21 protein-coding genes and 3 tRNA genes are annotated in these 22915 nt (G+C 63.2%); 10 read left to right on the top strand and 14 right to left on the bottom strand.

Annotated features, from left to right (window positions below):
- Window positions 1-40: 40 nt before the first annotated feature.
- Window positions 41-925, bottom strand: coding sequence for an acyl-CoA thioesterase II (locus tag GC148_RS02115; protein WP_291068376.1), 885 nt, complete (start codon window positions 923-925; stop codon window positions 41-43).
- A gap of 168 nt (window positions 926-1093) precedes the next feature.
- Between GC148_RS02115 and GC148_RS02110 the strand changes: the two genes are divergently transcribed.
- Entirely contained in the window at window positions 1094-2881 is a 1788-nt protein-coding gene (locus GC148_RS02110) for a long-chain-acyl-CoA synthetase (protein ID WP_291068375.1), read from the top strand.
- 44 nt (window positions 2882-2925) lie between these two features.
- On the opposite strand, the gene GC148_RS02105 is transcribed toward GC148_RS02110, so the two are convergent.
- The 3 genes from GC148_RS02105 to GC148_RS02095 form a co-directional block, all read right to left on the bottom strand.
- Window positions 2926-3002: transfer RNA gene (locus GC148_RS02105), tRNA-Arg, on the bottom strand.
- 26 nt (window positions 3003-3028) lie between these two features.
- On the bottom strand, window positions 3029-3337 hold the full coding sequence (locus GC148_RS02100) for an ETC complex I subunit (RefSeq protein WP_291068374.1): 309 nt from the start codon (window positions 3335-3337) through the stop codon (window positions 3029-3031).
- A 35-nt stretch (window positions 3338-3372) separates the two neighbouring features.
- A tRNA-Pro gene (locus tag GC148_RS02095) sits at window positions 3373-3449 on the bottom strand.
- Between the two features lie 440 nt (window positions 3450-3889).
- Here GC148_RS02095 and GC148_RS02090 point away from each other — a divergent pair.
- Entirely contained in the window at window positions 3890-4864 is a 975-nt protein-coding gene (locus tag GC148_RS02090) for an AraC family transcriptional regulator (RefSeq protein ID WP_291068373.1), read from the top strand.
- A gap of 5 nt (window positions 4865-4869) precedes the next feature.
- Here the strand turns inward: GC148_RS02090 and GC148_RS02085 are convergent, their stop codons facing one another.
- Genes GC148_RS02085 through GC148_RS02070 form a run of 4 tightly spaced genes read right to left on the bottom strand, consistent with a single transcriptional unit; the run spans window position 4870 to window position 8095 of the window.
- Window positions 4870-6339, bottom strand: a complete 1470-nt coding sequence (locus GC148_RS02085; protein ID WP_291068372.1) for a RimK family protein — start codon at window positions 6337-6339, stop codon at window positions 4870-4872.
- Complete coding sequence (locus tag GC148_RS02080) at window positions 6336-6794, bottom strand: N-acetyltransferase (RefSeq protein WP_291068371.1); 459 nt, start codon at window positions 6792-6794, stop codon at window positions 6336-6338. The genes GC148_RS02085 and GC148_RS02080 overlap by 4 nt, the downstream gene beginning before the upstream one ends.
- Complete coding sequence (gene proB / locus GC148_RS02075) at window positions 6791-7906, bottom strand: glutamate 5-kinase (RefSeq protein ID WP_291068370.1); 1116 nt, start codon at window positions 7904-7906, stop codon at window positions 6791-6793. The genes GC148_RS02080 and proB overlap by 4 nt, the downstream gene beginning before the upstream one ends.
- Before the next feature lie 45 nt (window positions 7907-7951).
- Entirely contained in the window at window positions 7952-8095 is a 144-nt protein-coding gene (locus GC148_RS02070) for a hypothetical protein (RefSeq protein ID WP_291068369.1), read from the bottom strand.
- Between the two features lie 109 nt (window positions 8096-8204).
- On the opposite strand from GC148_RS02070, the gene GC148_RS02065 reads away from it, so the two are divergent.
- Window positions 8205-8819, top strand: a complete 615-nt coding sequence (locus tag GC148_RS02065; RefSeq protein ID WP_291068368.1) for a glutathione S-transferase family protein — start codon at window positions 8205-8207, stop codon at window positions 8817-8819.
- A gap of 80 nt (window positions 8820-8899) precedes the next feature.
- Here GC148_RS02065 and obgE read toward each other — a convergent pair whose 3' ends face one another.
- From obgE to GC148_RS02045, 4 genes are all read right to left on the bottom strand, one after another.
- Window positions 8900-9958, bottom strand: a complete 1059-nt coding sequence (gene obgE / locus GC148_RS02060; protein ID WP_291068367.1) for a GTPase ObgE — start codon at window positions 9956-9958, stop codon at window positions 8900-8902.
- A gap of 54 nt (window positions 9959-10012) precedes the next feature.
- A complete protein-coding gene (locus GC148_RS02055; RefSeq protein ID WP_291068366.1) occupies window positions 10013-10534 on the bottom strand; it encodes a GNAT family N-acetyltransferase in 522 nt (173 codons plus the stop codon).
- Window positions 10535-10676: 142 nt separating this feature from the next.
- Window positions 10677-10946, bottom strand: a complete 270-nt coding sequence (gene rpmA, locus GC148_RS02050) for a 50S ribosomal protein L27 (protein WP_291068365.1) — start codon at window positions 10944-10946, stop codon at window positions 10677-10679.
- Window positions 10947-10995: 49 nt separating this feature from the next.
- Window positions 10996-11382: a 50S ribosomal protein L21 gene (locus GC148_RS02045; protein ID WP_291068364.1), complete on the bottom strand. Its 387-nt coding sequence runs from the start codon at window positions 11380-11382 to the stop codon at window positions 10996-10998.
- A gap of 248 nt (window positions 11383-11630) precedes the next feature.
- On the opposite strand from GC148_RS02045, the gene GC148_RS02040 reads away from it, so the two are divergent.
- The 3 genes from GC148_RS02040 to GC148_RS02030 all read left to right on the top strand — a co-directional run bounded on the left by GC148_RS02040 (window position 11631) and on the right by GC148_RS02030 (window position 13816).
- The gene (locus tag GC148_RS02040; RefSeq protein WP_291068363.1) at window positions 11631-12197 is read left to right on the top strand and encodes a TetR/AcrR family transcriptional regulator; all 567 of its coding nucleotides are present in this window, start codon (window positions 11631-11633) and stop codon (window positions 12195-12197) included.
- A gap of 106 nt (window positions 12198-12303) precedes the next feature.
- A tRNA-Ser gene (locus GC148_RS02035) sits at window positions 12304-12393 on the top strand.
- Window positions 12394-12544: 151 nt separating this feature from the next.
- Window positions 12545-13816 (top strand): DUF6538 domain-containing protein, encoded by a 1272-nt coding sequence (locus GC148_RS02030; protein ID WP_291068362.1) that lies wholly within the window; start codon window positions 12545-12547, stop codon window positions 13814-13816.
- A 14-nt stretch (window positions 13817-13830) separates the two neighbouring features.
- Here GC148_RS02030 and GC148_RS02025 read toward each other — a convergent pair whose 3' ends face one another.
- Window positions 13831-14073, bottom strand: a complete 243-nt coding sequence (locus GC148_RS02025) for a hypothetical protein (protein WP_291068361.1) — start codon at window positions 14071-14073, stop codon at window positions 13831-13833.
- A 280-nt stretch (window positions 14074-14353) separates the two neighbouring features.
- Entirely contained in the window at window positions 14354-14782 is a 429-nt protein-coding gene (locus GC148_RS02020) for a ribbon-helix-helix protein, CopG family (protein WP_291068360.1), read from the bottom strand.
- Between the two features lie 777 nt (window positions 14783-15559).
- Between GC148_RS02020 and GC148_RS02015 the strand changes: the two genes are divergently transcribed.
- The 4 genes from GC148_RS02015 to GC148_RS02000 all read left to right on the top strand — a co-directional run.
- Window positions 15560-20185 carry an RHS repeat-associated core domain-containing protein gene (locus GC148_RS02015; RefSeq protein ID WP_291068359.1) on the top strand — a complete coding sequence of 1542 codons (4626 nt, stop codon included), beginning with the start codon at window positions 15560-15562 and terminating at the stop codon, window positions 20183-20185.
- A 761-nt stretch (window positions 20186-20946) separates the two neighbouring features.
- On the top strand, window positions 20947-21339 hold the full coding sequence (locus GC148_RS02010; RefSeq protein WP_291068358.1) for a transposase: 393 nt from the start codon (window positions 20947-20949) through the stop codon (window positions 21337-21339).
- Window positions 21336-21689 carry an IS66 family insertion sequence element accessory protein TnpB gene (gene tnpB, locus GC148_RS02005; RefSeq protein ID WP_035540695.1) on the top strand — a complete coding sequence of 118 codons (354 nt, stop codon included), beginning with the start codon at window positions 21336-21338 and terminating at the stop codon, window positions 21687-21689. The genes GC148_RS02010 and tnpB overlap by 4 nt, the downstream gene beginning before the upstream one ends.
- A 38-nt stretch (window positions 21690-21727) precedes the next feature.
- Window positions 21728-22915, top strand: a 1188-nt coding sequence (locus GC148_RS02000) for an IS66 family transposase (RefSeq protein WP_291068357.1), incomplete at its 3' end; no start/stop codon positions are given.

The raw sequence follows: 22915 nt of genomic DNA, 5'->3' as shown, positions 1-22915 counted from the left end.
CTTGCGGTTCAAGGCGGGAGGGGAAAGGTTGTGTTGGGGGTCAGGTGGGCTTGGGTTTGCGGATGGCTTTGCGCATAAGGCCCTCCTGCGCGACGGAGGCGATGAGGCGGCCCTGCTGGTCGAAGACCTTGCCGCGGTTGAAGCTGCGTCCGCCGCCGGCATAGGGCGCGTCCATCGAGTACAGGTGCCAGTCGTCGAACTTCATCGGCGCGTGGAACCACATGGCGTGGTCGAGGCTCGCCGACATCAGCTCACCGGTCATCCAGGAGACGCCGTGCGGGCGGTTGCCAGTGCCGAGGAGGGCCATGTCGGACGCATAGGCGAGCAGGCAATGGTGCAGCCAGGGCGCCTCGTCGATAGGGCGGGCAACACGGAACCAGAGGTGATGCACGTCGCTGGCCTTGGTGGGTTTCAGAGGATCGAGCGGCTCGATCTCGCGCATCTCAATCGGCCGGGGACGGAGGAAATGGCCGCGATGGCGCTCGGGCAGTTTCTCGGCGAACTTGCGGCGCCATTCGACCCGGTCGTCCAGCGTATCCGGGCCGGGCACATCGGGCATGTCGTGCTGGTGGTGCCAGCCGTCTTCGGCGATATGGAAGCTGGCCGCGAGGTTGAAGATCTGCTTGCCGTGCTGGATCGCGACGACACGGCGTGTGGTGAAGCTGCCGCCATCGCGGGAATGGTCGACCTGGTAGATGATCGGCACTTTCGGGTCGCCGGGGCGGATGAAATAGGCGTGCAGCGAGTGGCAGGTGCGGTCATCGGGAACCGTGCGGTAGGCTGCGACGAGCGCCTGGGCGATGACCTGACCGCCGAAGACGCGCTGGCTTTCCTCTTCATCCGGGCTCTGGCCGCGGAACAGGTCAAGCTCCAGACGCTCGATATCGAGCAGGGTGAGCAGGTCGCTGACGGGATCGGTCGCCATGGGGCGGTTCCTTCTTGTTCTTGTGCGGCGCAGCAATATGCCGACCTGCGGCGTATGGCAACGGCCGATGACGCCGGTTTTCTTTGACATGATGCACGAAACATTCTTGATTCGAAGCATTCCAGAGTCAGCTATTTTGACGACGCTCTTCAGATCAGGGACGCCGATATGAATCCTTTCGCCATACTTGCGCGCGAGTTCCGCTACTTTCAGGATATCCAGCTTCTAGGGAAGTGGACCGGCGACATTTCGCCGGACTCGGATTTCCTGGTGGCGGACGATTTCGAGCGGGCGGTGGATGCGTTCCCGGACAATATCGCATTCCGTTTCGAAGGCCGGTCGATGACCTATGCGCAGTTCGACGCGCTGGCGAGCCGGTTTGCGAACTGGGCGATCGCGCAGGGCCTGAAGGCGGGAGACTGTATCTCGCTGTTCATGGAAAACCGGCCGGAATATGTGGCGGCCTGGGCGGGCTTCTCGAAGGCCGGACTCGTCACGGCACTGATCAATCACAACCTGGAAGGCGACGCGCTGGCGCACTGCGTGAATATTGCGCAGACAAGGCTGATCGTCACCGGCGCGGAGCAGGACGAGACGATCCGCGCGGCGATGGACCTGTTGCAGGGCACGCCGCCGGTCTGGTCGCTGGGCGGACATTTCGGCGGGGATCTCGGCGGCGCGCTGGAGGCATTTTCGGACAAGCGGCCGGACCGCAAGCACCGCGCCGGCCTGCTGGGCAAGGACCTGTGCCTCTATGTGTACACATCCGGCACGACCGGCCTGCCGAAGGCCGCGCGGCTGACGCAGGCGCGCACGCAGGGCATGATGCGCAGCTTCATTGCGCCGTGCCGCATCACGCCGAAAGACAAGGTGTACGTCACGCTGCCGCTCTACCATGGCACGGGCGGGCTGTGCGGGATCGGGCAGGCGCTGATGACCGGGGCGACGGCGGTCATCCGTCGGAAGTTTTCCGCGAGCGCGTTCTGGGACGATGCGGTGGATGAGGGCGTGACCTCGATCGTGTATATCGGCGAGCTCTGCCGCTATCTTCTGAATTCGCCGCCGCACCCCAAGGAGCGGGCGCATCATATCCGTACGGGATTCGGAAATGGCCTGCGCCCGGAAGTGTGGCAGGCCTTCCTTGACCGATTCAACATTCCGCACCTCTGCGAATTCTACGGCTCGACTGAAGGCAATGTCAGCTTCCTGAATTTCGACGGAAAGGTGGGCGCCGTCGGGCGCATTCCCGGCTGGCTGAAATCGCAGTTCAAGAACATTGCGTTCGTCAAGTTCGACATCGAGACGGAGCAGCCCGTGCGCGGGCCGGACGGGTTGTGCATCCGTGCGGAGGTGGACGAGCCAGGCGAGGCGCTTGGCCTGATCGGTGACGATGTGCGCCAGCGGTTCGAAGGCTATAACGACCAGAAAGCGACCGAGAAGAAGCTGCTGCGCGACGTGTTCGGGAAGGGCGACCTGTGGTTCCGCACGGGCGACCTCTTACGCATGGACAAGGACGGCTACATCTATTTCGTCGACCGGATCGGCGACACGTTCCGCTGGAAGGGCGAGAATGTCTCGACCAATGAAGTGGGCGAAGCGCTGTCCCAGATCGAGGGCATCAAGACGGCCAACGTCTATGGCGTTCCCATTCCGGGTACGGACGGAAAAGCGGGGATGGCGGCGATCACGGTCGAGGGCGATGTGGACTTTGCCGGTCTGTACAAGGCGTTGGATGCGAAGCTGCCGAGCTATGCTGTGCCGATTTTCATCCGTGTGCAGCCGGAAGCCGAGACGACCGGGACGTTCAAGTATCGCAAGGTGGAGCTGGTAGCCGACGGGTTCGATCCGGCGAAGGTGAGCGAGCCGCTCTGGATGCTCGACCCCGACGAGGAACGCTATGTGTTGATGTCGCCGGCGCGCTATGACAAGCTGCTGGCGGGCGGGTACAAGTATTGAGGCGTCCTTCGACACCGCCCGGCTCCAATTACGTGAGGGGGGAGTGGCGACCCCGGCAGGATTTGAACCTGCGACCACTCGCTTAGAAGGCGAGCGCTCTATCCAGCTGAGCTACGGAGTCGTGGGTCCGGACTAGCGCGCGCAGCCTCAGTGTGTCCACGGCTGTTTGCGCGAGGCGGAGAAATTCTCTGAATAGGACTTCACGAGGCGCTTTCTTTCGCGGGTCTCTTCGACCGTGAATTTGAGGCCTTCGCGCTCGGCATAGGCGATGGCCTGCTCGCGCGTGTCGAAATGGAGGCGGACCTGGCCGGACATGTCATCGATGCCGGTCCAGCCCATCAGGGGGTCCAGGCGGCGTTTGGCGTCCGGATTCACGAACTCGAGGACCCAGTCCTTGGTATTGCCACGGCCTGACTGCATCGCGCTTTTGGCGGGTTTGAAGATGCGGGCTTCCATGTCGGTAAAGTCTCTCCGGATCGTCCTGAAACTGTTGGTCGGAGCGAGAGGATTCGAACCTCCGACCCTCTGGTCCCAAACCAGATGCGCTACCAGACTGCGCTACGCTCCGGAGTCCCGGTGTAATGAGTGCGAACGTTGGCGCAAGCTCTTTTCACTGCGGCAGAAAAAGTAAGCGGCGCTGCCCCACCCGACAGCGCCGCTTGGCACTCTTGCAGTCCAGTTTCCGAACTCAGACGCCTGCAGGACAGGCGCCGTCCCCTCATTGCGGGAAAGGTCGACGTTGTTGGCGAGGATCTTCCCGGAGTTCAGGACGAACTGGTTGCCGCGTGCGTCCCGTGATTGCAGTTAAACTTTGTGCAAGTTATACGTCTTGACATATCTGGCCACCGAAACAGTCAAATTGGGCCAAAATTGGCAAAATTGTGGTAGTGGCGCCTTAATTACATCGGGATTGTAAGAAAATCCCGGCGTAATCAAGTATCCGGGGGGATATAAGCCGCCGTGCCGACGGTTTCGACTGCATATCTTGCCAACTTGATTAACGGTTGCGTGGCGCTCGGCGCGCCGCCGGACAATCTGCATGCTTTGGTGCCCGGCGGACAGGATGCGCTGTTCCAGCCCGATCGGCGGATCCCGGCCGAAGTGACGGCACAGGTGTTGAATGCCGCAGCAGAGCTGACCGGGATCGACTCGATCGGCCTGCGGGTCGGCATGCAGTTCCGGCCGGCAACGTTCCTCGACATCGGCTACGCGCTGGCGGCGGCTTCCACCATCCGTGAGGCGCTGGAAATCAACATGCGCTACCAGCCGCTGACGCAGGAGGCCGCGCGGACCCGGCTGGAGGTCGACCGCAAGGAGGCGCGGATCCTGCTCGATCCGGCCTTTGCCGACGCCGAGGATTTCCGGCGGGTCACCGAGGCGATCCTGGCGGGCTATGCCTCGATCGGCCGCTGGCTGCTCTGGGACCAGGTGCGGCCGGTGGCGGCGGTGCAGTTCCGGCATTCAAGGCCAAGCGAAGAGACCTGCCGGTTCTACGCATCGATCTTTGGCGACACGGTCAGTTTTGACGGGCCCGTCGACATGATGGTCATCGATGCGACGCTGGTCTCCCGTCCGCTGCCGAATTCCAATCCGGCGCTGGTGCAGCTGCTGACCGGGCGGCTAAATGCCAGGCTGGCGGCCTACCAGGCCGGCAGTTCGCTGCGGATGCTGGTGATTTCCGGCCTGCACCGGCAGATCCGGCAAGGCAAACCGAACCTCGACGAAACCGCACGCCTGCTGGGCATGAGCGGGCGCACGCTGCGCCGGCGGCTGCAGGCGGAGGAGCTCTCCTATTCGGAGCTGCTGGTGGCGACCCGCAAGGAGGCCGCGGAGGTCTACATGCACGAGGATAAAATGACGCTGGCGGAGATCGCGGGCCTCCTCGGCTATGGCGACCAGACCGCGTTCATGCGGGCCTTCCGGGGCTGGTTCGGGATGTCGCCCGGGGCGTACCGGGACAAGCTGAAGCGGGCTGGGGGCTAACGCGGTCAGCCCGAATGGTTCATCCTGCGTTCGAGGCGGGTGGAGAACCAGGAGATGATGCGGCGCCAGATTTCGTCCTTGAGGATCTGGCCTTCGACATCGTGGTCGATTGACGGGTTGTCATTGATCTCGATGATGATGACGCCCTGTTCGGTTTCCTTCAGGTCGACGCCGTAGAGGCCATCACCGATCAGCTGGGCGGCGCGGACGGCGACGTTGACCACTTCGGGCGGGGCATCTTCGACCGGCATCGTTGTAAAACCGCCCTCGGTGGACTTGCCGCCTTCGCCGTATTTCACCGTCTGCCAGTGGCCGCGCGCCATGCGGTACTGGCAGGCATAGAGCGGTTCGCCGTTGAGCACGCCGATGCGCCAGTCGAACTTGGTGGGGCGGAATTCCTGCGCGATGATCAGGGCGGTGTCCTCGAACATCTTCTTCGCGCCGATGCGCAGCTCGTCCAGCGTGGTTGCCTTGACCATGTTGATGCCGAAGCTGCCATCCGGGGTCTTGAGGATGACGGGTGAGCCGAGGCGCTCGAACAGGGCGGCGAGGTCGGCCTTCTCGTCGACAATTTCCGTACGCGGAATGGGCAGGCCGGCCTTCTCGAGGATTTCCTTGAGATAGACCTTGTTGGTGCACCGGATCATCGACTGCGTGTCGTCGATGACCGGCATGCCTTCCTGCTCGGCGCGGCGGGCGAAGCGGTAGGTGAAATTGTCGATCGAGGTGGTGGCGCGGATGAACAGCGCGTCGAATTCTGCGAGGCTCGGCAGGTCGGACGGGTCAATCAGTTCGACCTCGACGCCCATCTTGTCGGCGACATCGGCAAAGCGCTTGAGCGAGGCGGGCTTGGAGGGGGCAGTCTTCTCGTGCGGGTCGACGAGGACGGCGAGCGCCCATTTGGCCGGCGTGCGGGTCTTTTCGTTGCGGACGCGGCCCTTGGTGTAGGCTTCCAGGGCATCGAGGAAGAACTGGCGGCGTACGTCCTTGAGTTTGTGGGGCGGCATCGCGCGGATGCGGGCTATGCCGTGGGGGGCTTCCTCGTCGAACTCAATTTCGAGGGCTGGGGTGCGGAACCAGTCCATGGCCTCGCGGGCGAGGCGCTCATAGGCCGGGATGTCACAGCGGGAAAAGGCGACGAACAGGGTCTCGACCTTCGGCGCGCCCTTGGCGAGAGCGTCCTGGAGGGTCTCGCCGAGATCCGGCAGGGCGTGGTTGTAGAGGCTCTTTTTCGAGAGCTCGACCATCGTCTGGACGGATGGGCTGACCCGGTGGCCGCGCGCCTCAGCCAGCAGCGAGGCGTAATAGCCTTCCGACTGGTACGCGTAGGAGCGGGCCAGGTTCAGGATATAGGGGCGCCGTCCGGCGAACAGGGCGGGTTTCGAGATATAGTCCGAGATGCGCAGCACTTTGTGCGGTGTCTCGGCCTGGGAAATGTCGCTCGCTGATTCCACGAGCACGACCCAATCGGTCATGGGGCTCCATCTGAGGGCGCGATGAGAAACTTCTCCATCCTGAGCGCCGCTTCTCCGTCCGGATAGTAGGACTCAAGGCGGGCAATTACGCGATAACCGGCGGCGTCGTAAAGCCGGAGGGCTGAACTATTTGTTGAGCGAACCTCAAGGCGCAGGCGCGCGGCGCCCTGCAAATGTGCCTGTTCTTCACAGGCGGAGAGGAGGCGGGCGCCCAATCCGCGGCCCCGCGCTACAGGGGCGACCGAGATGGAATATAGGCGCGCGATATCCGAACCCTGCCGGAAAAGCAGTACGGCAGAGGCATTGATCATGCCTTCCGATTCGTGAACGAGCGTGACCGTGCGCCCGGCCAGAAGGCGGCGCCAGGTGCGCCGGTCGAACCGGTCGACTTCCGGGAAACCGGCTTCCAGGGCGACAAGGGCGGCGAGATCGCCGGGGCCTGCCTTGCGGATCAAAGGCGCACCATGTCGTCGCGGTGGATGATGGCGGGACGGCCGCGATAGCCGAGGAGGGCTTCGGCGTCCTCAGTGCGCCGGCCGGCAATGCGCTGGATGTCGGCGGAGGAATAGGCGGTAACACCCTTGGCGATCATCCGGCCTGCGGGGTCGCGGATGGCAACGGCGGCGCCGCGCTCAAACGGGCCGGTGACGCCTTTGATGCCGACGGCGAGCAGGCTCGCCCCGCCGGCCAGCGCCTTAGCGGCGCCCTCATCGACCTGTATCTCGCCTTCGGGCGTCAGGTGGCCTTCAAGCCAGGCGGCACGGGCCTTGGCGGGGGTGATCTTGGCGGCGATCAAGGTGGCGCGTTCGCCGGCCTCGATAGCGCCGAGGGGGTGGGGGCGGTTGCCGAGCGTGATCAGCGTGGAACAGCCCGCCGCATGAGCGATGCGGGCCGCGGCGAGCTTGGTGACCATGCCGCCCGAGCCTACACCGGCAGCGGCGTTGGAGCCGCTGGCCATGGCGTCATGTTCCGGGGTGAGCGCTTCAAGGAAGGGGATGTGGCGGGCATCGGGGTTGCCGCGCGGGTCTGCGGTGTAGAGGCCGTCAATGTCCGACAGGAGGATCAGCACGTCCGCGCCCATCATCTGGGCTACGCGGGCGGCGAGGCGGTCATTGTCGCCGTAGCGGATCTCCTCGGTGGCGACGGTGTCGTTTTCGTTGATGATAGGGACAATGCCGGCTTCGAGCAGGGTTTCGAGCGTCGCGCGGGCATTGAGCCAGCGGCGGCGGCTTTCCGTGTCGCCCGGGGTGAGCAGGGCCTGACCGCAGGCGAGACCGTGCGGGGCGAGGGCGCCGGCGAGGGCGGCCATCAGGCGCGGCTGGCCGATGGCGGCGGCGGCCTGTTTCTGTTCGAGCCGGCCCTGATAGGGCGCGCCGAGGGCCGAGCGCCCGAGGGCGACAGCGCCGGAGGACACAAGGATAATGTCCTTGCCGCGCTCGCGCAGGGCGGCGATGTCGGCGGCAAGGGCGGCCAGCCAGTCCACGCGCGGCGCGCCCGCCTCGGCGATCAGGGCCGAGCCGGTTTTCACGACAATGCGCCTGGCGCGGGCGAGGGTGTCAGCGGTCATGGCGCCGGGAGATACACGCACCCGGCTCCGATGGCGAGAGGCGCGTCAGTTCATCGACAGGCCGGCGATGACGGCAAATCCGATGACGACGATGGCCAAAGAGACGGCGAGAACTTTCCAGAGGCCCACGCGGCGGGCGCCGGAGACGCGTTCCGTTTCAAGTGTTTCTGCGGTTTCCTTAGGTATCATGATGTGCTCCCTTCGTAGAGGTGATCCACGGGCGCCGCCAAAGGGCAGGCGCGTGTGGCGGGCGGCTGCAGCGTGCAGCGGCTGAGCGAGATACTTATATGGGGCGGAAATGAAACTTTACAACACACCGATGCCGGCGCCGAATCCGAGACGTGTACGGATGTTCCTGGCGGAGAAGGACGTGGAGATCGAACTGGTCGATGTGGCGCTGGTCAAGCGCGAGCACAAATCGGCCGAGCATCTGGCGCGCAATTCGCTGGGCCAGACGCCGGTGCTGGAACTGGATGACGGCACCTGTCTCAGCGAGACGGTGGCGATCTGCCGGTATCTGGAAAGTCTGTACCCGGAGCCCAACCTTTTCGGGCGGACGGGTCTGGAGCAGGCGGTCACGGAAATGTGGGTGCGTCGGGTCGAGTTACAGGTGATGAGCCCGGCGGGGAATTTCTGGCGGCATTCGCACCCTTTCACGGCCAAGGTTGTGGTGCCTCAGTATACGGAGTTCGGGGAAAGCAATCGCGGCGCCTATGAGCGCGCCTTGCACTGGCTGGACAGCGAACTTGCGATGACGCCGTATCTTGCGGGCGAGACCTTCGGCATTGCCGATATCTGCCTGCTCAGCACCGTGGATTTTGCCAGCTGGATCGGTCTGCCGATGCCCGAGGCCGCGGCGCATCTGAAGGGCTGGCACGCACGCGTGAGCGCTCGGCCGAGTGCGGCGGCTTGAAGAAGGGCCCCGCCCCAACTCTCCCCAAGCTTCGCATGAGGGGGGGCAGGCCAGATTTTGGGGCTCGGCGGGTACGGAGCCTAGACCGGGCTCCAGGTATCATCTGCATCCGGATCGTTTGATGCGGCCGGCGTCTCTTCGCGGTCGTGGTCGTAGCCGAGTTTTTCGGCGATGGCGTAGAGCGCGGTCTTGACGCCTTCGCCGGAGACGCCGGAGATCAGCAGCAGCTTGCCTTTGTAGGCTTTCTTGAGCTGCTTCATCTGTTCCTTGACGAGTTCGGGCGTCAGGGCGTCGATCTTGTTGAGGGCGACGATTTCCGGGCGGGCGGCGAGTTCGGGGTCGTAGGCTTTGAGCTCATTGCGGATCGTCCTGTATGCGGCGGCAGGATCGTCCTGCGTGACATCGATCAGGTGGAGCAGAACCTTGCAGCGCTCGACATGGCCGAGGAAACGGTGGCCGAGGCCTGCGCCTTCGGCGGCGCCCTCGATGAGACCTGGAATGTCGGCGAGGACGAAGCGCGTGGAGGTGCCGAGATCGACGACGCCGAGACCAGGGTGAAGCGTCGTGAACGGATAATCCGCGATCTTGGGGTGGGCTGCTGTGGCGGCGGCCAGGAAGGTTGACTTGCCGGCGTTCGGCAGGCCGACGAGGCCAGCGTCCGCGATCAGCTTGAGGCGCAGCCAGATCCAGCGCTCTTCGCCCGGCGCGCCGGGATTGGAGCGGGACGGGGCCTGGTTGGTGGACGTTTTGAAGCGCATGTTGCCCCAGCCGCCATTGCCGCCTTCGGCGAGGAGGACTTTCTGGCCGACCTCGGTGAGGTCGGCGATCATGGTTTCCTGATCTTCCTCGAAGATCTGCGTGCCGACCGGGAGCAGGAGAATGGCATCTTCGCCGCCCGCACCGGTGCGGTTGCGGCCCATGCCATGGCCGCCTTTCTTCGCCTTGAAGTGCTGCTGGTAGCGGAAGTCGATCAGCGTGTTCAGCCCTTCGACCGCAACCGCCCAGACGTCACCGCCGCGCCCGCCATCGCCGCCATCGGGGCCGCCATACTCGATGAATTTCTCGCGCCGGAACGAGACGGCGCCCGCGCCGCCGTCGCCGGACCGGATGTAGACTTTGGCTTGATCAAGGAACTTCATTTTGTGCTCATGGCCCAGAGTCGGGCTTTGGGGAAGGGCGGGTGTGCGGACGGGTCAGGCGATCCGTGCCATCCGGATATGGTCGACCGGCTCGCCGCGGCCGGCGCAGTGCATCTTGTCGCGGCCGCAGGGCAGGAAGCCCAGCTTCGACAGCACGCGGCCCGAGGCGGGATTGTCGGCGAAATGGCCGGCAACGAGGGCGCGGGCATTGCGGGTCGCCTCCAGCCAGCGGATGACCGCCGCGCCGGCTTCGCTGCAAAAGCCCTTGCCCCAGGCGGGCGGGGCCAGCCAGTAGCCGATCTCGAAGGGCAGGTCCGTGGCCGTACGGTTGGCACCGATCACGCCGATCAGCTCGCCGCCTTCGGTGATGGCGAAGACGTGGTCGGTGTCGGTCTCCCGGCCGCGCTCATGGGTCATGATCCAGGCGAGGGTCTGCGCCTTGGTCTGGCCGGGCGGCACTCGGGCGAGCATGCGATGGACGCGCGGATCGCCGACGATCTCGGTGATCAGGCCGCTGTCGTGCGGCGTGACCGGCCGCAGGTGCAGCCTCGGCGTTTCCAGATGAGTTTCACTCATGGCGGCCTCCTTTTTGCGGGGCCATCCGGGAAGAGGCAAATGAAAAGGGGGAGACAGTGGCCTGCCTCCCCCCGGAAACTGGTCGTCCGTTACAGCGACCCGGCCACTCGTCTTGACGAGGCCGGCTGCTGGTAACCGGCCGTTACTCTGCGGCGTCTGCCGCCGGCACAACATTTACGTACACTCGGCCGCCCGACTTGTGCGCAAATTCCACCTTGCCGCCTTTAAGTGCGAAAAGGGTGTGGTCCTTGCCCATGCCAACGCCTTTGCCCGGCCATTTCTGGGTGCCGCGCTGACGCACGATGATCATGCCCGGAACGACTTCTTCGCCGCCGTATTTCTTGACGCCGAGGTATTTCGGGTTCGAGTCGCGACCGTTACGCGAAGAGCCGCCTGATTTCTTGTGAGCCATAGTCTGCTCCTCTTGCCTGTTCGTTCAGTGGGGCCGCAGCCCGGGAAAATTACTCTTCAGTTGCCGCTTCGGCCGCTTCAGCCTTCGGAGCGGCTTTCTTGCGGGTGGCTTTCTTCTTTTCGCCGTCCGCGCTGATCGCGGTGATCTTCACTTCCATCAGGTCCTGACGGTGGCCGATCGTGCGGCGGTAGGTCTGGCGCTGACGCTTCTTGCGGGTGATCAGCTTCGGGCCGCGCACTTCGGCCGCGACTTCGGCGGTGACAACCGCGCCGGCCACAGTCGGGGCGCCCACGGTGACACCGGCGCCTTCGCCGATCATCAGCACCTGGTCGAAGGTGACGGTGTCGCCGGCGGCTGCCGAGAGTTTCTCGATGACAAGCGTGTCGCCTTCGGACACTTTGTACTGCTTGCCGCCAGTTTTGATAACCGCGAACATGGGCGGATCCTTCCGGATTGATCGTCTGAAAACAGGGAGGCCGCCGCGCCCGTGCAGGCGCCGCGACCGAAGCGGGGGGTAAACACCAAAGCCGCGCCAGTGTCAAATCCGATCTTCAGGCCGCCTGATCGCCCGGAATCGCCGGTAGCGCCGGGGTTCCAGCCGATTCCGGCGGCGGCGGATGCGGCCCCCCGGCGCGGAAAAACAGCGGTTATTGACCGATCAGTCCATAATTCGTATTCCCCGGCATGGCCAGACCGAGGGAATTTGACAGGGAAGCGGCGCTGGAGGCCGCCGCGTGCGTGTTCCGGGCGCACGGCCATCAAGGCGCCTCGATGGCCGAACTGACGCGCGCGATGCAGATCGGCAAGCAGAGCCTTTACGACACGTTCGGCGACAAGTGGCGGCTTTACCTGGAAGCGCTGACGCGGGACGTGGCCGCCGACGGCGCGGCGCACCGGGCGGCCCTGAGCACGGGGCCGCGCGCGCTGGACGGGCTGGAGATCTTCCTGGCCCGGGTGCGCGCGACGGCGGCGCAGCCGAACCTCGGCCTTGCCGCAACGCTGGCCTTCGGCCGGGCCCAGCCTGAGGTCGCGGCGATCCTCGGCAGCGCCGAGCGGGCCTTGCAGGCGGCGCTGGCGGCGCGGGTGCGCGAGGCGCAGGCGGAAGGAGACGTGGCGGCCGAACTGGACCCGCGCGAGGCCGCGGCTTTCCTGAGCGCCGGCATCGCCGGAATCCGCGCGGCAGGCCGGGCCGGAGCCAGCGCCGTCCAGCTGCAAGCCCTGGCCGAATTGACGCTTCGGGCGCTGCGCTGACAACGGCCGGCGTAAAAGCCGCAGGCCGCCGGGCGGATTTGCCCACGAACCGCTTGCGCTCCGGGCCAGACCGCGATAGTTCACCGCCCTTCTAAGACCCCGGCGCGGAGAGGTGGCGGAGTGGTCGATCGCGCCGGTCTCGAAAACCGGTATACTCGCAAGGGTATCGAGGGTTCGAATCCCTCCCTCTCCGCCACCCAAACATCAGATCGCCAATGCCAAACCGCTGTTCGCATTGAATTTATTGCGCGGCTTTGCACCGCATTGCACACGCTCGAACTTGATCTGCTGCACAATTGGCTACACATTTCGCTGCACAAAGTCCGCTAAGTATGACGGAGGCGTGTGTGTCGATCGTAAAGCGTGGGAGCACGTACCAACTGCGCCGCCGGGTGCCGCAAAGGTATCGCAGCGTGGAGCCGCGCGCGGTGGTCTGGATCAGCCTCCATACCGATTCCGAGACCGTGGCCCGCAGCAAGGCAGACCGCGCCTGGGGCAATCTGGTCGAGGCCTGGGAGGCTCGGCTCGCGGGCGATACTGAGGACGCCGACGCCCGGCATGCCGCCGCCCATGAACTCGCCCGGATCCGGGGCTTCCGCTACCTTGATGTCGGCCTTGTATCCCGCCTGCCCGTGGATGAGCTTGTGGCGCGGGTGGAGGCCATCGGCGCGCGCCGGGCGGCCCCGGACACCGTGGAGGCCTCTGCCCTGCTCGGCACGGTCCCAGCGCCGTCCCTGACGCTGGAGAAGGCCCTGGAGCTCTATTGGAGCCTTGCCCGGGAGAAGACGCTCGGCAAGAGCGAGGACCAGCTCCGTCGCTGGAAGAACCCCCGCCTCAAGGCCGTCCGCAACTTTGTAGAAATCGTGGGCAACAAACCCATCGAGGCGATCACGCGGGACGACATGCTGGATTTCCGCCAGCACTGGCTGGAGCGGATCGAAGCGGGCGAAGTGACGCCCAATTCGGCCAACAAGGACCTCATCCATCTCGGCGATGTGCTGAAGACCGTGAACACGATGAAGCGGCTCGGCCTTACCCTGCCGCTTGGCGAACTCTCGTTCCGCGAAGGCGAGATGCGCACCCGCCCGCCGTTCAGTCCTGAGTGGATCAGAAGCCGCCTGCTCGCGCCCGGCGCTCTCTCGGGCCTCAACGATGAGGCGCGCGGCCTCCTGCTCGGTATGATCAACACCGGTTACCGCCCGTCCGAAGGCGCAGGCCTCACCGCAAAGACGATCCGGCTCGACGCCGCTGTGCCGCATATCGCCATCGAGCCCGAAGGCCGCCAGCTGAAGAGCGCTTACGCGAAGCGCGTGATCCCGCTGACCGGCGTCTCGCTGGAAGCGTTCCGGGCGTTCCCGGACGGGTTCCCGCGCTACCGGGAGAGCAGCGCGGGGCTGAGCGCGACGGTCAACAAATACCTCAAGTCCAATGGCCTGCTCGAGACACCGGCGCATTCGTTCTATTCGCTGCGTCATGCGTTCGAGGACCGGATGCTGGCGGCGGGGATCGATGACCGGATCCGGCGCGACCTGTTCGGTCACCGGCTCGACCGTGAACGCTATGGCAAGGGCGCCTCGCTCGATCATGTCGCGAGGCTCGTCCGCGAGATTGCGCTCTGAGACAGCTGGGAGTGTCATACGTGCGGCGCACGATCCTCGCGAGGTATTGAGCGCGTCGGCTTAGGCAGCAAACGCCGCGCAGCTTGAGGCCGCTCTCCGGCAAGATAACGGGCGAGACGTTCCTCACGGTCGGCAAGAGCCGCATGCTCCGCTTCGAGCCGTTCGAGGATCGGCCAGTAGACATCGCCCGACAACTCGATCAGCCGGGCGACGATCCGGATGGCGTTCTCGATACGCTGGGCACTGACGGGTTGCATGGGCGCCAGGATCGCGCAAACGGCTGCCCGCTGACTATCGGACCGCAGGCCATTTGCGACAGGCACTTGCAACGCCTTGCAAAGCTGCTGGCGGGTGACGCCTGCACGGGCCCTCGTCAAGGGCGCGCGGGACGCGCGCCGCGAAGCGGCTCTGCCCTTGACGAGAACCCGCGCAGGCATCGAGGCTGGTCATGGCCGAATGGCAGTGCCTGCCATTCGGCCTGGAAGCAAATCTGCAGTTGGATTGCGGTGGGCTCTCGAGCAATTGCCTGAAGGCGGCTTACCGAGGCTTCGCTTCTTCAGGTTCCGACTGTTCCCAGCGCAGCGACTCCGCAACCAGCGACCGGCGCCGGCGCAGCTTCTTTGCAATCTGTTTGATGAAGTGATCAAACCGGCGCTCACCAAGCGCATGCGCGATGTCGCGCTCGCTCTCCGGGATCGGGTCAGTCCGCGTCAGCCAGTAGAGCACAAAATGCCCGGTCGTCTCGACGCCGAGATCAACCGCCCAGAAGAGCTGCCCCAGGCGTTTCTCGAAACTGTCCATGCGCTCCATCAGCCGGTCCTCCAGCGAGCGATTGCGGTCCGGATCAAGATAGCAGCGCAGCGCCTGTTCCAGGATGTCGGTCTTGGTCGTCTTCTGCGCGCGAGCGGCGGCATCGAGCTGGGCAAGCAGCGCGGCATCAAGGCGGAGGTTGACGCGGGGTTTCATCGGCCGGCGCGGGAGGGTGTTGGGAAGACCGTCATCGGATGGTCTTTGGAAGGGGGGGTTCTGGGTGTCATGAGGCGAGCTCCGGCAGTGTCTGCCAGTGTGCCGCCGCGGGCGTGACCTGCCTAGTTGGAGCGTCGGCTATGCGGCGCAACCCTGCGCAATCAGCTGCAGCCCGATACAATTGGTGGTGTACGGACGTTTGCGCAGATGCAACAGGTCCCACAAAATCCGTACACCCCAACGGCGTGCAACGGGCACCGAAAAATCGTTGTGCAGACAGGGCGCTACTCAGAGGGTGGCGCCAACCCTTTTATCTTGCCCTACCGGGTTCGCCAGAATCCGCCCCCTCCGCTGACCAAAAGTATACCAGCGAAACGATCTGGGAATTCTCGCTTTATGCCACTGAGCAGCATGTGTTCTAGCGCTGCGTCTTGCGGTAAATCAAGGCATCTCCGGACCAGCTAGCGAAATGCGCGGGAATGCTCGCAGGGAATCAAAATCATCGCGCTCAATGATCCAGGATACACATGTTTTGTAGGACGAACCCAATCCCATAGGCGATCAACACCGATGGCAATAACGGTCCTGTGTTCGATGCTGCGACCGTCATCCTGCTGGCGGGTTTGGAAAGTCTCGCGCCAAAATCTTGGCGGACCAAAAGCCTGCGCGCCAGCAACTTTCGAGTAACAAAAGTTCACTTGCCGGGCGCAAGGCGTTCAATCAGGGTTCGCCCAACGGGAGGAAATTCGGATGGGCTGGAACACTAAAGATAGTGGCATGGCGCGTGCTGCAATTCTGTTTTGCTACCTCCTTTCACTCGGTGCGGCGGCCGCGCAGCCTTCCCAGACGGCCAAGGATTTTGAGGTCAACTGGAACGTCCGGCAGGCCGCCGACAGCCGGCTCACCATGTTGGGCAACAGTCTGATGGGAGACAGCGTCGATCCGGATACAGGTGCGCTCAACTTCTCCCACACGGACGTATCGATCCCCGGCAATTTCGGGCTTGAGGTCGCGATCCGCCGCAACCTGTCGCAAGGGTGGAAGTACCACAATACAGTCAGCACGGAGTTCGGCGACTGGTGGCTGGAGGTGCCAAAAGTCACCCAATTGGTCCCGGAAGAAGGCGGGCTGCCCTTCTCTTGTTCCAGTCCGCGGGCGCCTCCAACAATATCCGTGACTTTGGATGGCAGCGGGAACGGAGGTGAGCCCCAGGAAATTCAAGTTCCGTACAAGGATTACTCGGACGGCTTGCACCTGCATGTGCCGGGGCAGGGCGCTAAGACCATTTTGCGAGAGCTGACGGGCACGCAATGGGCGGCCGGGACGGCGATGGCCACAACCGACAATTGGATACTGAAATGCCGTTCGCCGTCGGCCAACACGCTCGGTTATGAAGGGCTAACTGCCTACTCGCCCTCCGGCGACGAATACATATTTGACCGGGTCCAATTCGTCAAAGCCACCGATGGAATCGTGCGTGACCAAGGCGCGTTTGGGCGGACCTATTTCATCCTGCTGGCAACGCAGGCAACCGATGTGAATGGCAATACCGTTACCTATAACTATGACACGCAGAACCGGCTGACGAGCATTTCGGCTAGCGATGGTCGTCAGATTACGCTCAGCTATTCCGGATCGTCCAAGCTGATCGCCAGCGTGACCGCAAACGGGCGGACCTGGACCTACACCTATGGGACAACGCCGTTCCCGCGCCTGACCCAGGTGACGCAGCCAGATACCAAGTCCTGGACGTTTGACCTGTGGGCAATGCGCTCGACCGTCGAGCCAGGAACCTGCAGCACCCCGAACCAGACCCTCACGATCACCCATCCTTACGGAATGACGGGGACGTTCACACTAGCCGAGACGAAGCACTGGCGGAAGGTGACGAAGACGCCGCCGGGACCGATCAATCTCGCGGGTACCTGCTATCTCGACAGTCCGGGGATTACATTTAACTGGCCCTATTTCGAGACCATGTCGGTTACCCAGAAAACGCTCAGCGGTACAGGCTATCCATCTGCCAGTTGGACATGGGCCTACGAGGGATGGAGCGGACAAGGCTACGCGACGACCGGCGGCGAACAGAAGTGGACGGAAATGACCGATCCGCTCAGCCGGAAAACACGCTGGTTCCATAACCGTGTGCAAGGACCCAATGAAAACCGGCTTGAGAAAATCGAAGCGCGATCCGGAACTACAGTGCTCAGTACCGTGACGAACAGCTTTGTGAATGAGACGGCCATCGGCAATTCGTACATGTTCGGGCCGACCAGCAATTTAACGTTGGTATTCCCGCGCCGGCAGACCGGATCGGTGACTGTGCAGGATGGCGACACCTACACGACCACCTATGCCTATGACACCAATCAGGCCGGGACCAGCTACAGCTTCGGCTATCCGACGAGCGTCAGCGTGTCGACAAGCACCAGCACGACGGCCCGAACGACGGCGACGACCTACAGGCATCTCAAGACGGTTTGGGTGCTTGGCCTGCCGTTGACAACAACGGTCAACGCTCGGCCGACGGATGAGTATGATTACGACACATTGGGACGCCGCATCTGGGCGGACCAGTACGGGTCGCGCATTGCGGACTATGAGTATCATACTGACCCCTTGTTCAAAGGCGCGCTGAAATCAGTGACGGACGCTTTGGGCCGGAAGGTCGAGGCCCTCAACTGGAAGCGCGGCACGCCGCAGCAGGTGACGCGGGCGGATGGAACGTCCGTCTACCAGACCGTCGACAACAATGGCTGGATACAATCGATCACCGGCGGACGCGGCTTCACGACGACCTACACCCAGGACAATATGGGCCGCCTGACCGGCATCACGCCGTCGCAGACCCAGCAGACCTGGAACCCGGCGACCATCGCCTACACCTGGGGCGCCAACCCTGTTCAGACGATCACCAGCGGCAATGCCGAGACACGTGTGACCTATGATGCGATGCTGCGCCCGATTGAGGTGCGCACGCGCGACACCGGCACGGGCTGGCTGTCGCATCTGAACACCAGCTACAATGCGCTGAACGAGGTGACGTTCCGCTCCTTCCCGAGCGCGACGGCGAACCCGGCAACGGGTGTGAACATCGCCTATGACATGCTGGGGCGGGTGACTTCCGAGACGGAGAATGTCTCGCCGAATGCCTCCACCTCCTATGCGTGGCTGAACCAGCACCGGAAGACTGTGACAGACCCGACCGGCGCGGTCACGACGATGTATTTCACGGGCTATGGCGGGCCGGGAAGTGAGGAGATCAAGAAGATCGTTCAGCCGCAGGGTATCACGACCGAGCTGACGCTGAATATCTGGGGCGAGGTGGAGCAGGCGCGGCAGACCGGCACGGGCACATGGCCGGTCGATCAAAGCCACTATTATTATTACGATACGCGCCGGCGCCTCTGCCGCTCGCGCACACCGGAAGGCGGCGACACGCTCTATGGCTACGATGTGGCGAGCCAGCTGACGACACAGCAGAAGGGAGCGGGCAGCGGCACGAATTGCCCGGCACCGTCGGGCACGGCGCTGGTTACCAACACCTATGACCAGCGCGGCCGGCTCACGCTCCGCAACTTCGCAGACGCGGGTACGCCGGACATTTCCTACACCTATGACAACGACGACAATCCGCTCACGGTCAATCGCGGAGGGGTGAACTGGACCTATGCCTTCAACGAGCTGAGCCTGCCGACGTCATCGACGCTGGTGCTCGATGCGCGCACCTATGCGCAGGCCTACACCTACAGCAATGCAGCGGCACTGACGAACTACACGCTGCCTTCCGGCAAGGCGGTGACGCAGGGCGTGGATGGGCTTGGCCGTGTCACAAGCGTCTCCGTGGACAGCGCCAGCATCGCGAGCGCGATGAGCTATCACCCGAACGGGGCGCTCGCCGGCATGACCTATGGCAACGGGCAGGTGTTCAGCCAGACGCTGACGGCGCGCCAGATGACGGACCGTCTGCGCAGTGTGAAGGGGGCAGAGCTGCCGGTGGACCTGACCTATGGCTACACCTCCCGCGGGCAGATCAGCTCGATCAACGATCAGACCCCGGCGAATATCGACCAGACCTTCACCTATGACGGGATCGGCCGCCTGACGGCGAGCACGGGCCCCTGGGGCGCGACGACGCTGCAGTATGACGGGCTGGGGAACCTGCGCCAGCGGCAGGTGGGCACGCGGACGATTGCGCTGAGCTATGATGCGGCGAACCGGCTGACCTCGCATACGGACAGTGCGGGCAGCCCGCGCAGCCTGACCTATGATGCGCGCGGCAATGTGACGGCGCTGGGCGCGCTGGGGTTCACCTATGACTATTCAGACCAGCCGCGCACGGTGAGCGGCACGGCGACCGGCACCTATGCCTATGACGGGCATATGCGGCGGGTGAAGCAGGTCGTGGGCGGGGTGACGCGCTACTCCGTGTACGATGCGGGCGGCGGGCTCGTCGAGATCGACGAAGTGTCAGGGCCGAAGACGGACTATATCCGCGCCTCGGGGATGACGCTGGCGCGGATCGCGGGCAGCACGGTGACCTGGCTGCATCATGATCATCTCGGCTCCGCCGTCGCGGGCACGAACAGCGAGGGCGCCGTGGTGTGGCGCGAAAGCGAGCAGCCGTTCGGCGAGGACTGGACCAGCGCCGCCGCGAACGACAACCAGGCGGGCTATACCGGCCATGTCGAGGACGCCGCCACCGGCCTCGTCTACATGCAGGCGCGCTACTACGACCCGATCATCGGACGGTTCCTCAGCATCGATCCGGTCGGGTTCACGCCGGGCAAACCGAGCATGTTCAACCGGTATGCCTATTCGGCGAACGATCCGGTGAATATGTTCGACAGTGCTGGAAAGCAACCAGAAATTGCTGTTTCAGGAAACAAGGTACATGTGCATTTCAATTTGGTGGTGAGTACGGAAAAACCTGGAAAAAAATATGAGGAAGGTGCGAAATTCGTTTCAACCCAATCTCTATTCGTAAAAAAGGTTCAAGATTCAATTGCAGTGCTCGATTCCGCTAGAACTGGAGACTATGATGTTACAGTTACTGCCGACATCTACGAAACTGATGGAACACCCCCTTTAGCGAATATGACTAATGTGAAGCGATTGCCAGGAGGGGGAACTGCGCACTACGACCCTGATACAGATACAGTGTATCTCTACGAATTGAACACGCCAAAAACCGGCAGTCATGAACTAGGTCATGATATGGGCCTTGATGAAGCCTACGATTCAGGAACACTGCAGCCAAAGGAAGGTTACGGCGCCGACAATATAATGTCGGCAAGGGAGAATGTGTATCAAGGTGAACTTACAAATGGTCAAATTGAGACCGCCGTTCAAAGCGAACGCAGCACGCTCAAAAGCTGCACGGGGTCTAGACTTTGTCGTTAAGAATCTTGGTCATAGCGCTGTCTTTGGGTGCGTGTGCGCCGAACCATTCAAACGAAGAATGTTCCGCCATACTTTGGGGTTCCCTTTGCGTTGTAAAGGACGTTAACGTCAATATCCGCACTCGAAGCTTTTACGATCAGCGGTCCAAGCAAGAAATTCGCGCCATGGAGGTTCAGCTGTTGTACAGCGAAGAAACCTTGGAGCTTGTGTTAGATCGCCAAGGTCAATCGTCCAAGTGCAAAAAATTGGATGGAGGATATGAAATTACTCGTGACGATGTGACGGTCCGAATAATGCCCCGTGAAGATGACCCCGAGTATCTCAAATACGCATTCGCAGGAGTGACCTTTGTTGATGGGCAACAGCTATTCGATTTCTGCGGATTTTAGCTCGTCGGTTCGGCTTCACTTCAAGCGAGTAAATCTGAATTCAATGAACTATAGTTTAAAATGTGAAAAGCATGCTGCGTTGTGTGCTACATGCAGGAAGCGTTTGCTCAACGGCAGCCAGGCAGAGGCGCTTCGCGCCTCGTAGGGTGGGTTGAGCGAAGCGATACTCAGCGTACGGTCAAATGGCATCCGTCTCTTGGTGGGTATTCAGCCAGACGCTGACGGCGCGCCAGATGACGGACCGTCTGCGCAGTGTGAAGGGTAAGCGTTGCGAGCGCGCCACCGACATAACGGGTTCTCTGTCAGCTTTGTTTGCGCGAGCTTTGCGTTTTGGTTTGGAGCAAAGCTTTGGAACAAACGGTGCAACATTTGTTGGCTTCGGCTGGGAGCCACATCAGCCGGCTTGAGGTCCTGGAAGGCCCGACGGGCCGGCGGACCTGGCCGGATGAGGTCAAGGCGCAGATCGTTGCAGAAAGCTTCGAGCCGGGTGTGAAGGTGAGCGCGGTTGCGCGCCGGCACGGCCTGACGCCGCAGCATCTGACAGAATGGCGCCGTGCGGCGCGTGAGGGGCGTCTGGTTCTGCCATCGGCAGAGGAAGGCCCCTTTGCCCGGCTGGTCGTCGGCGATTCCCGCGCGGCGGCGCAGGATGATCACAGCGGGTGCGGGTCGATCAGCATCGAGATGGATGGGGTCGTCGTTCGGGTGCCGGTGGATATCAGCGCGGCGCGTCTTGGTGAGATCATCCGCGTCCTGCGGCTCACATGATCCTGACCGGACAGGGCCTGCGGGTGGTCGTGGCGGTGAAGCCCGTGGACTTCCGCAAAGGCCATGACGGCCTGGCGGCCGTGGTCCAGTCGGAACTCGGCCTTGATCCTCATTCGGGGATCATCGTGGTGTTCCGTTCGAAGCGCGCGGACCGGATCAAGGTGCTGACCTGGGACGGGGGCGGTCTGGTGCTGGCGTACAAGCGGCTCGAACAGGGCAGCTTTGCCTGGCCGCCGATCCGGGACGGGGTGATGAAGCTCTCGGCTGCTCAGTTCGGCGCGCTGTTCGAGGGGCTCGACTGGCGCAAGGTGCGGGCTGTGAATGTTCGCCGTCCGAACCTTGTCGAATAGGCGACGCGCGGCGAACGAAGCAGTGTATAATATGGCTCATGCCCGAGACGCTCACTGCTGCTGAACTTGCCGAACTTCCGCCGAAGGTGCGGGCGGTTCTGGCGGCGCAGGCGGCGTTGATTGCGGCGCGTGAAGGCGAGATCGCCGCGCACGAACAGAAAGCTGCCGCGGCTGAAGAGAACGCTGCTGCCATCGCCGACGAGATCGGGGAAATCAAAGCCCTGAACGAGCGGCTTGAGTACCTGGTGAAAGAACTGCGCCGTGCGCTCTATGGCAAGAAATCCGAGCGCCTTGATCCGGACCAGCTGGACCTCCTGCTTGAGGATCTCGAGACGGCGGTTGCAAAGGCTGAGGAAGAAAGCGAAGCGCGCAGTCGCGGGCGCGCGGCGGGTGAGTCTTCCCGGCGCAATATCGGCCGCCTGCCAGACCATCTTGAGCGGATCGAGCGGGTGATCGAGCCGGAGAGCCTCCATTGCCCCTGCGGGTGCGGGGAGATGGTGAGGATCGGCGAGGACCGGACGGAGCGGCTCGACTGCGTACCTGCAAAGCTCCGGGTGATCGTCACGGTACGTCCCAAATATGCCTGCCGGACCTGTGCACAGGGTGTGACGCAGGCACCGGCCCCGGTGCACCTGATCGAAGGCGGTCTGCCAACCGAGGCGCTGATCGCGCAGGTGTTGGTGTCCAAATATGGTGACCATCTTCCCCTGTATCGGCAGGCCCAGATCTTTGCCCGCTCCGGTGTTCAGCTTGATCGCTCGACGCTCGCGGGTTGGAGCGGGGTAGCGGGCTATCATCTTGCGCCGCTGACGCGGCGGCTTGCTGAAATCCTCAAGGGCTCAGGCCATCTGTTCATGGATGAAACCCGGTGCCCGGTGCTGGATCCGGGACAAGGCAAGACCAAGAGCGGCTATCTCTGGGCCCTTGCCCGGGACGAGCGCGGCTGGGGCGGGACGGGTCCGCCGGGCGTGGTCTACTTCTACGCTGATGGCCGGGGCGGAAAGCATGCCGAGGCGTTCCTTGATGGGTTCCGTGGCACCCTCCAGGTCGATGCCTATGCCGGTTACAAGCGCCTTGCGCGGAAAGGCTGTCAATCGGCGCGCAAAATTGACCCCCTATCGGCGTGCAAAATTGACCCCACCTGCGCGGTGGTAGCTGGCCCAGGCCGGTGCAACTTTTCAAACGAGTGGAACCGGCCTGGGCCAGCGGGCGGCAAGGCGCTCAGG

This window comes from Hyphomonas sp., assembly GCF_016125515.1.
Classification (GTDB): Bacteria; Pseudomonadota; Alphaproteobacteria; order Caulobacterales; family Hyphomonadaceae; genus Hyphomonas.
This window is presented reverse-complemented; position numbering and strand designations above follow the sequence as displayed.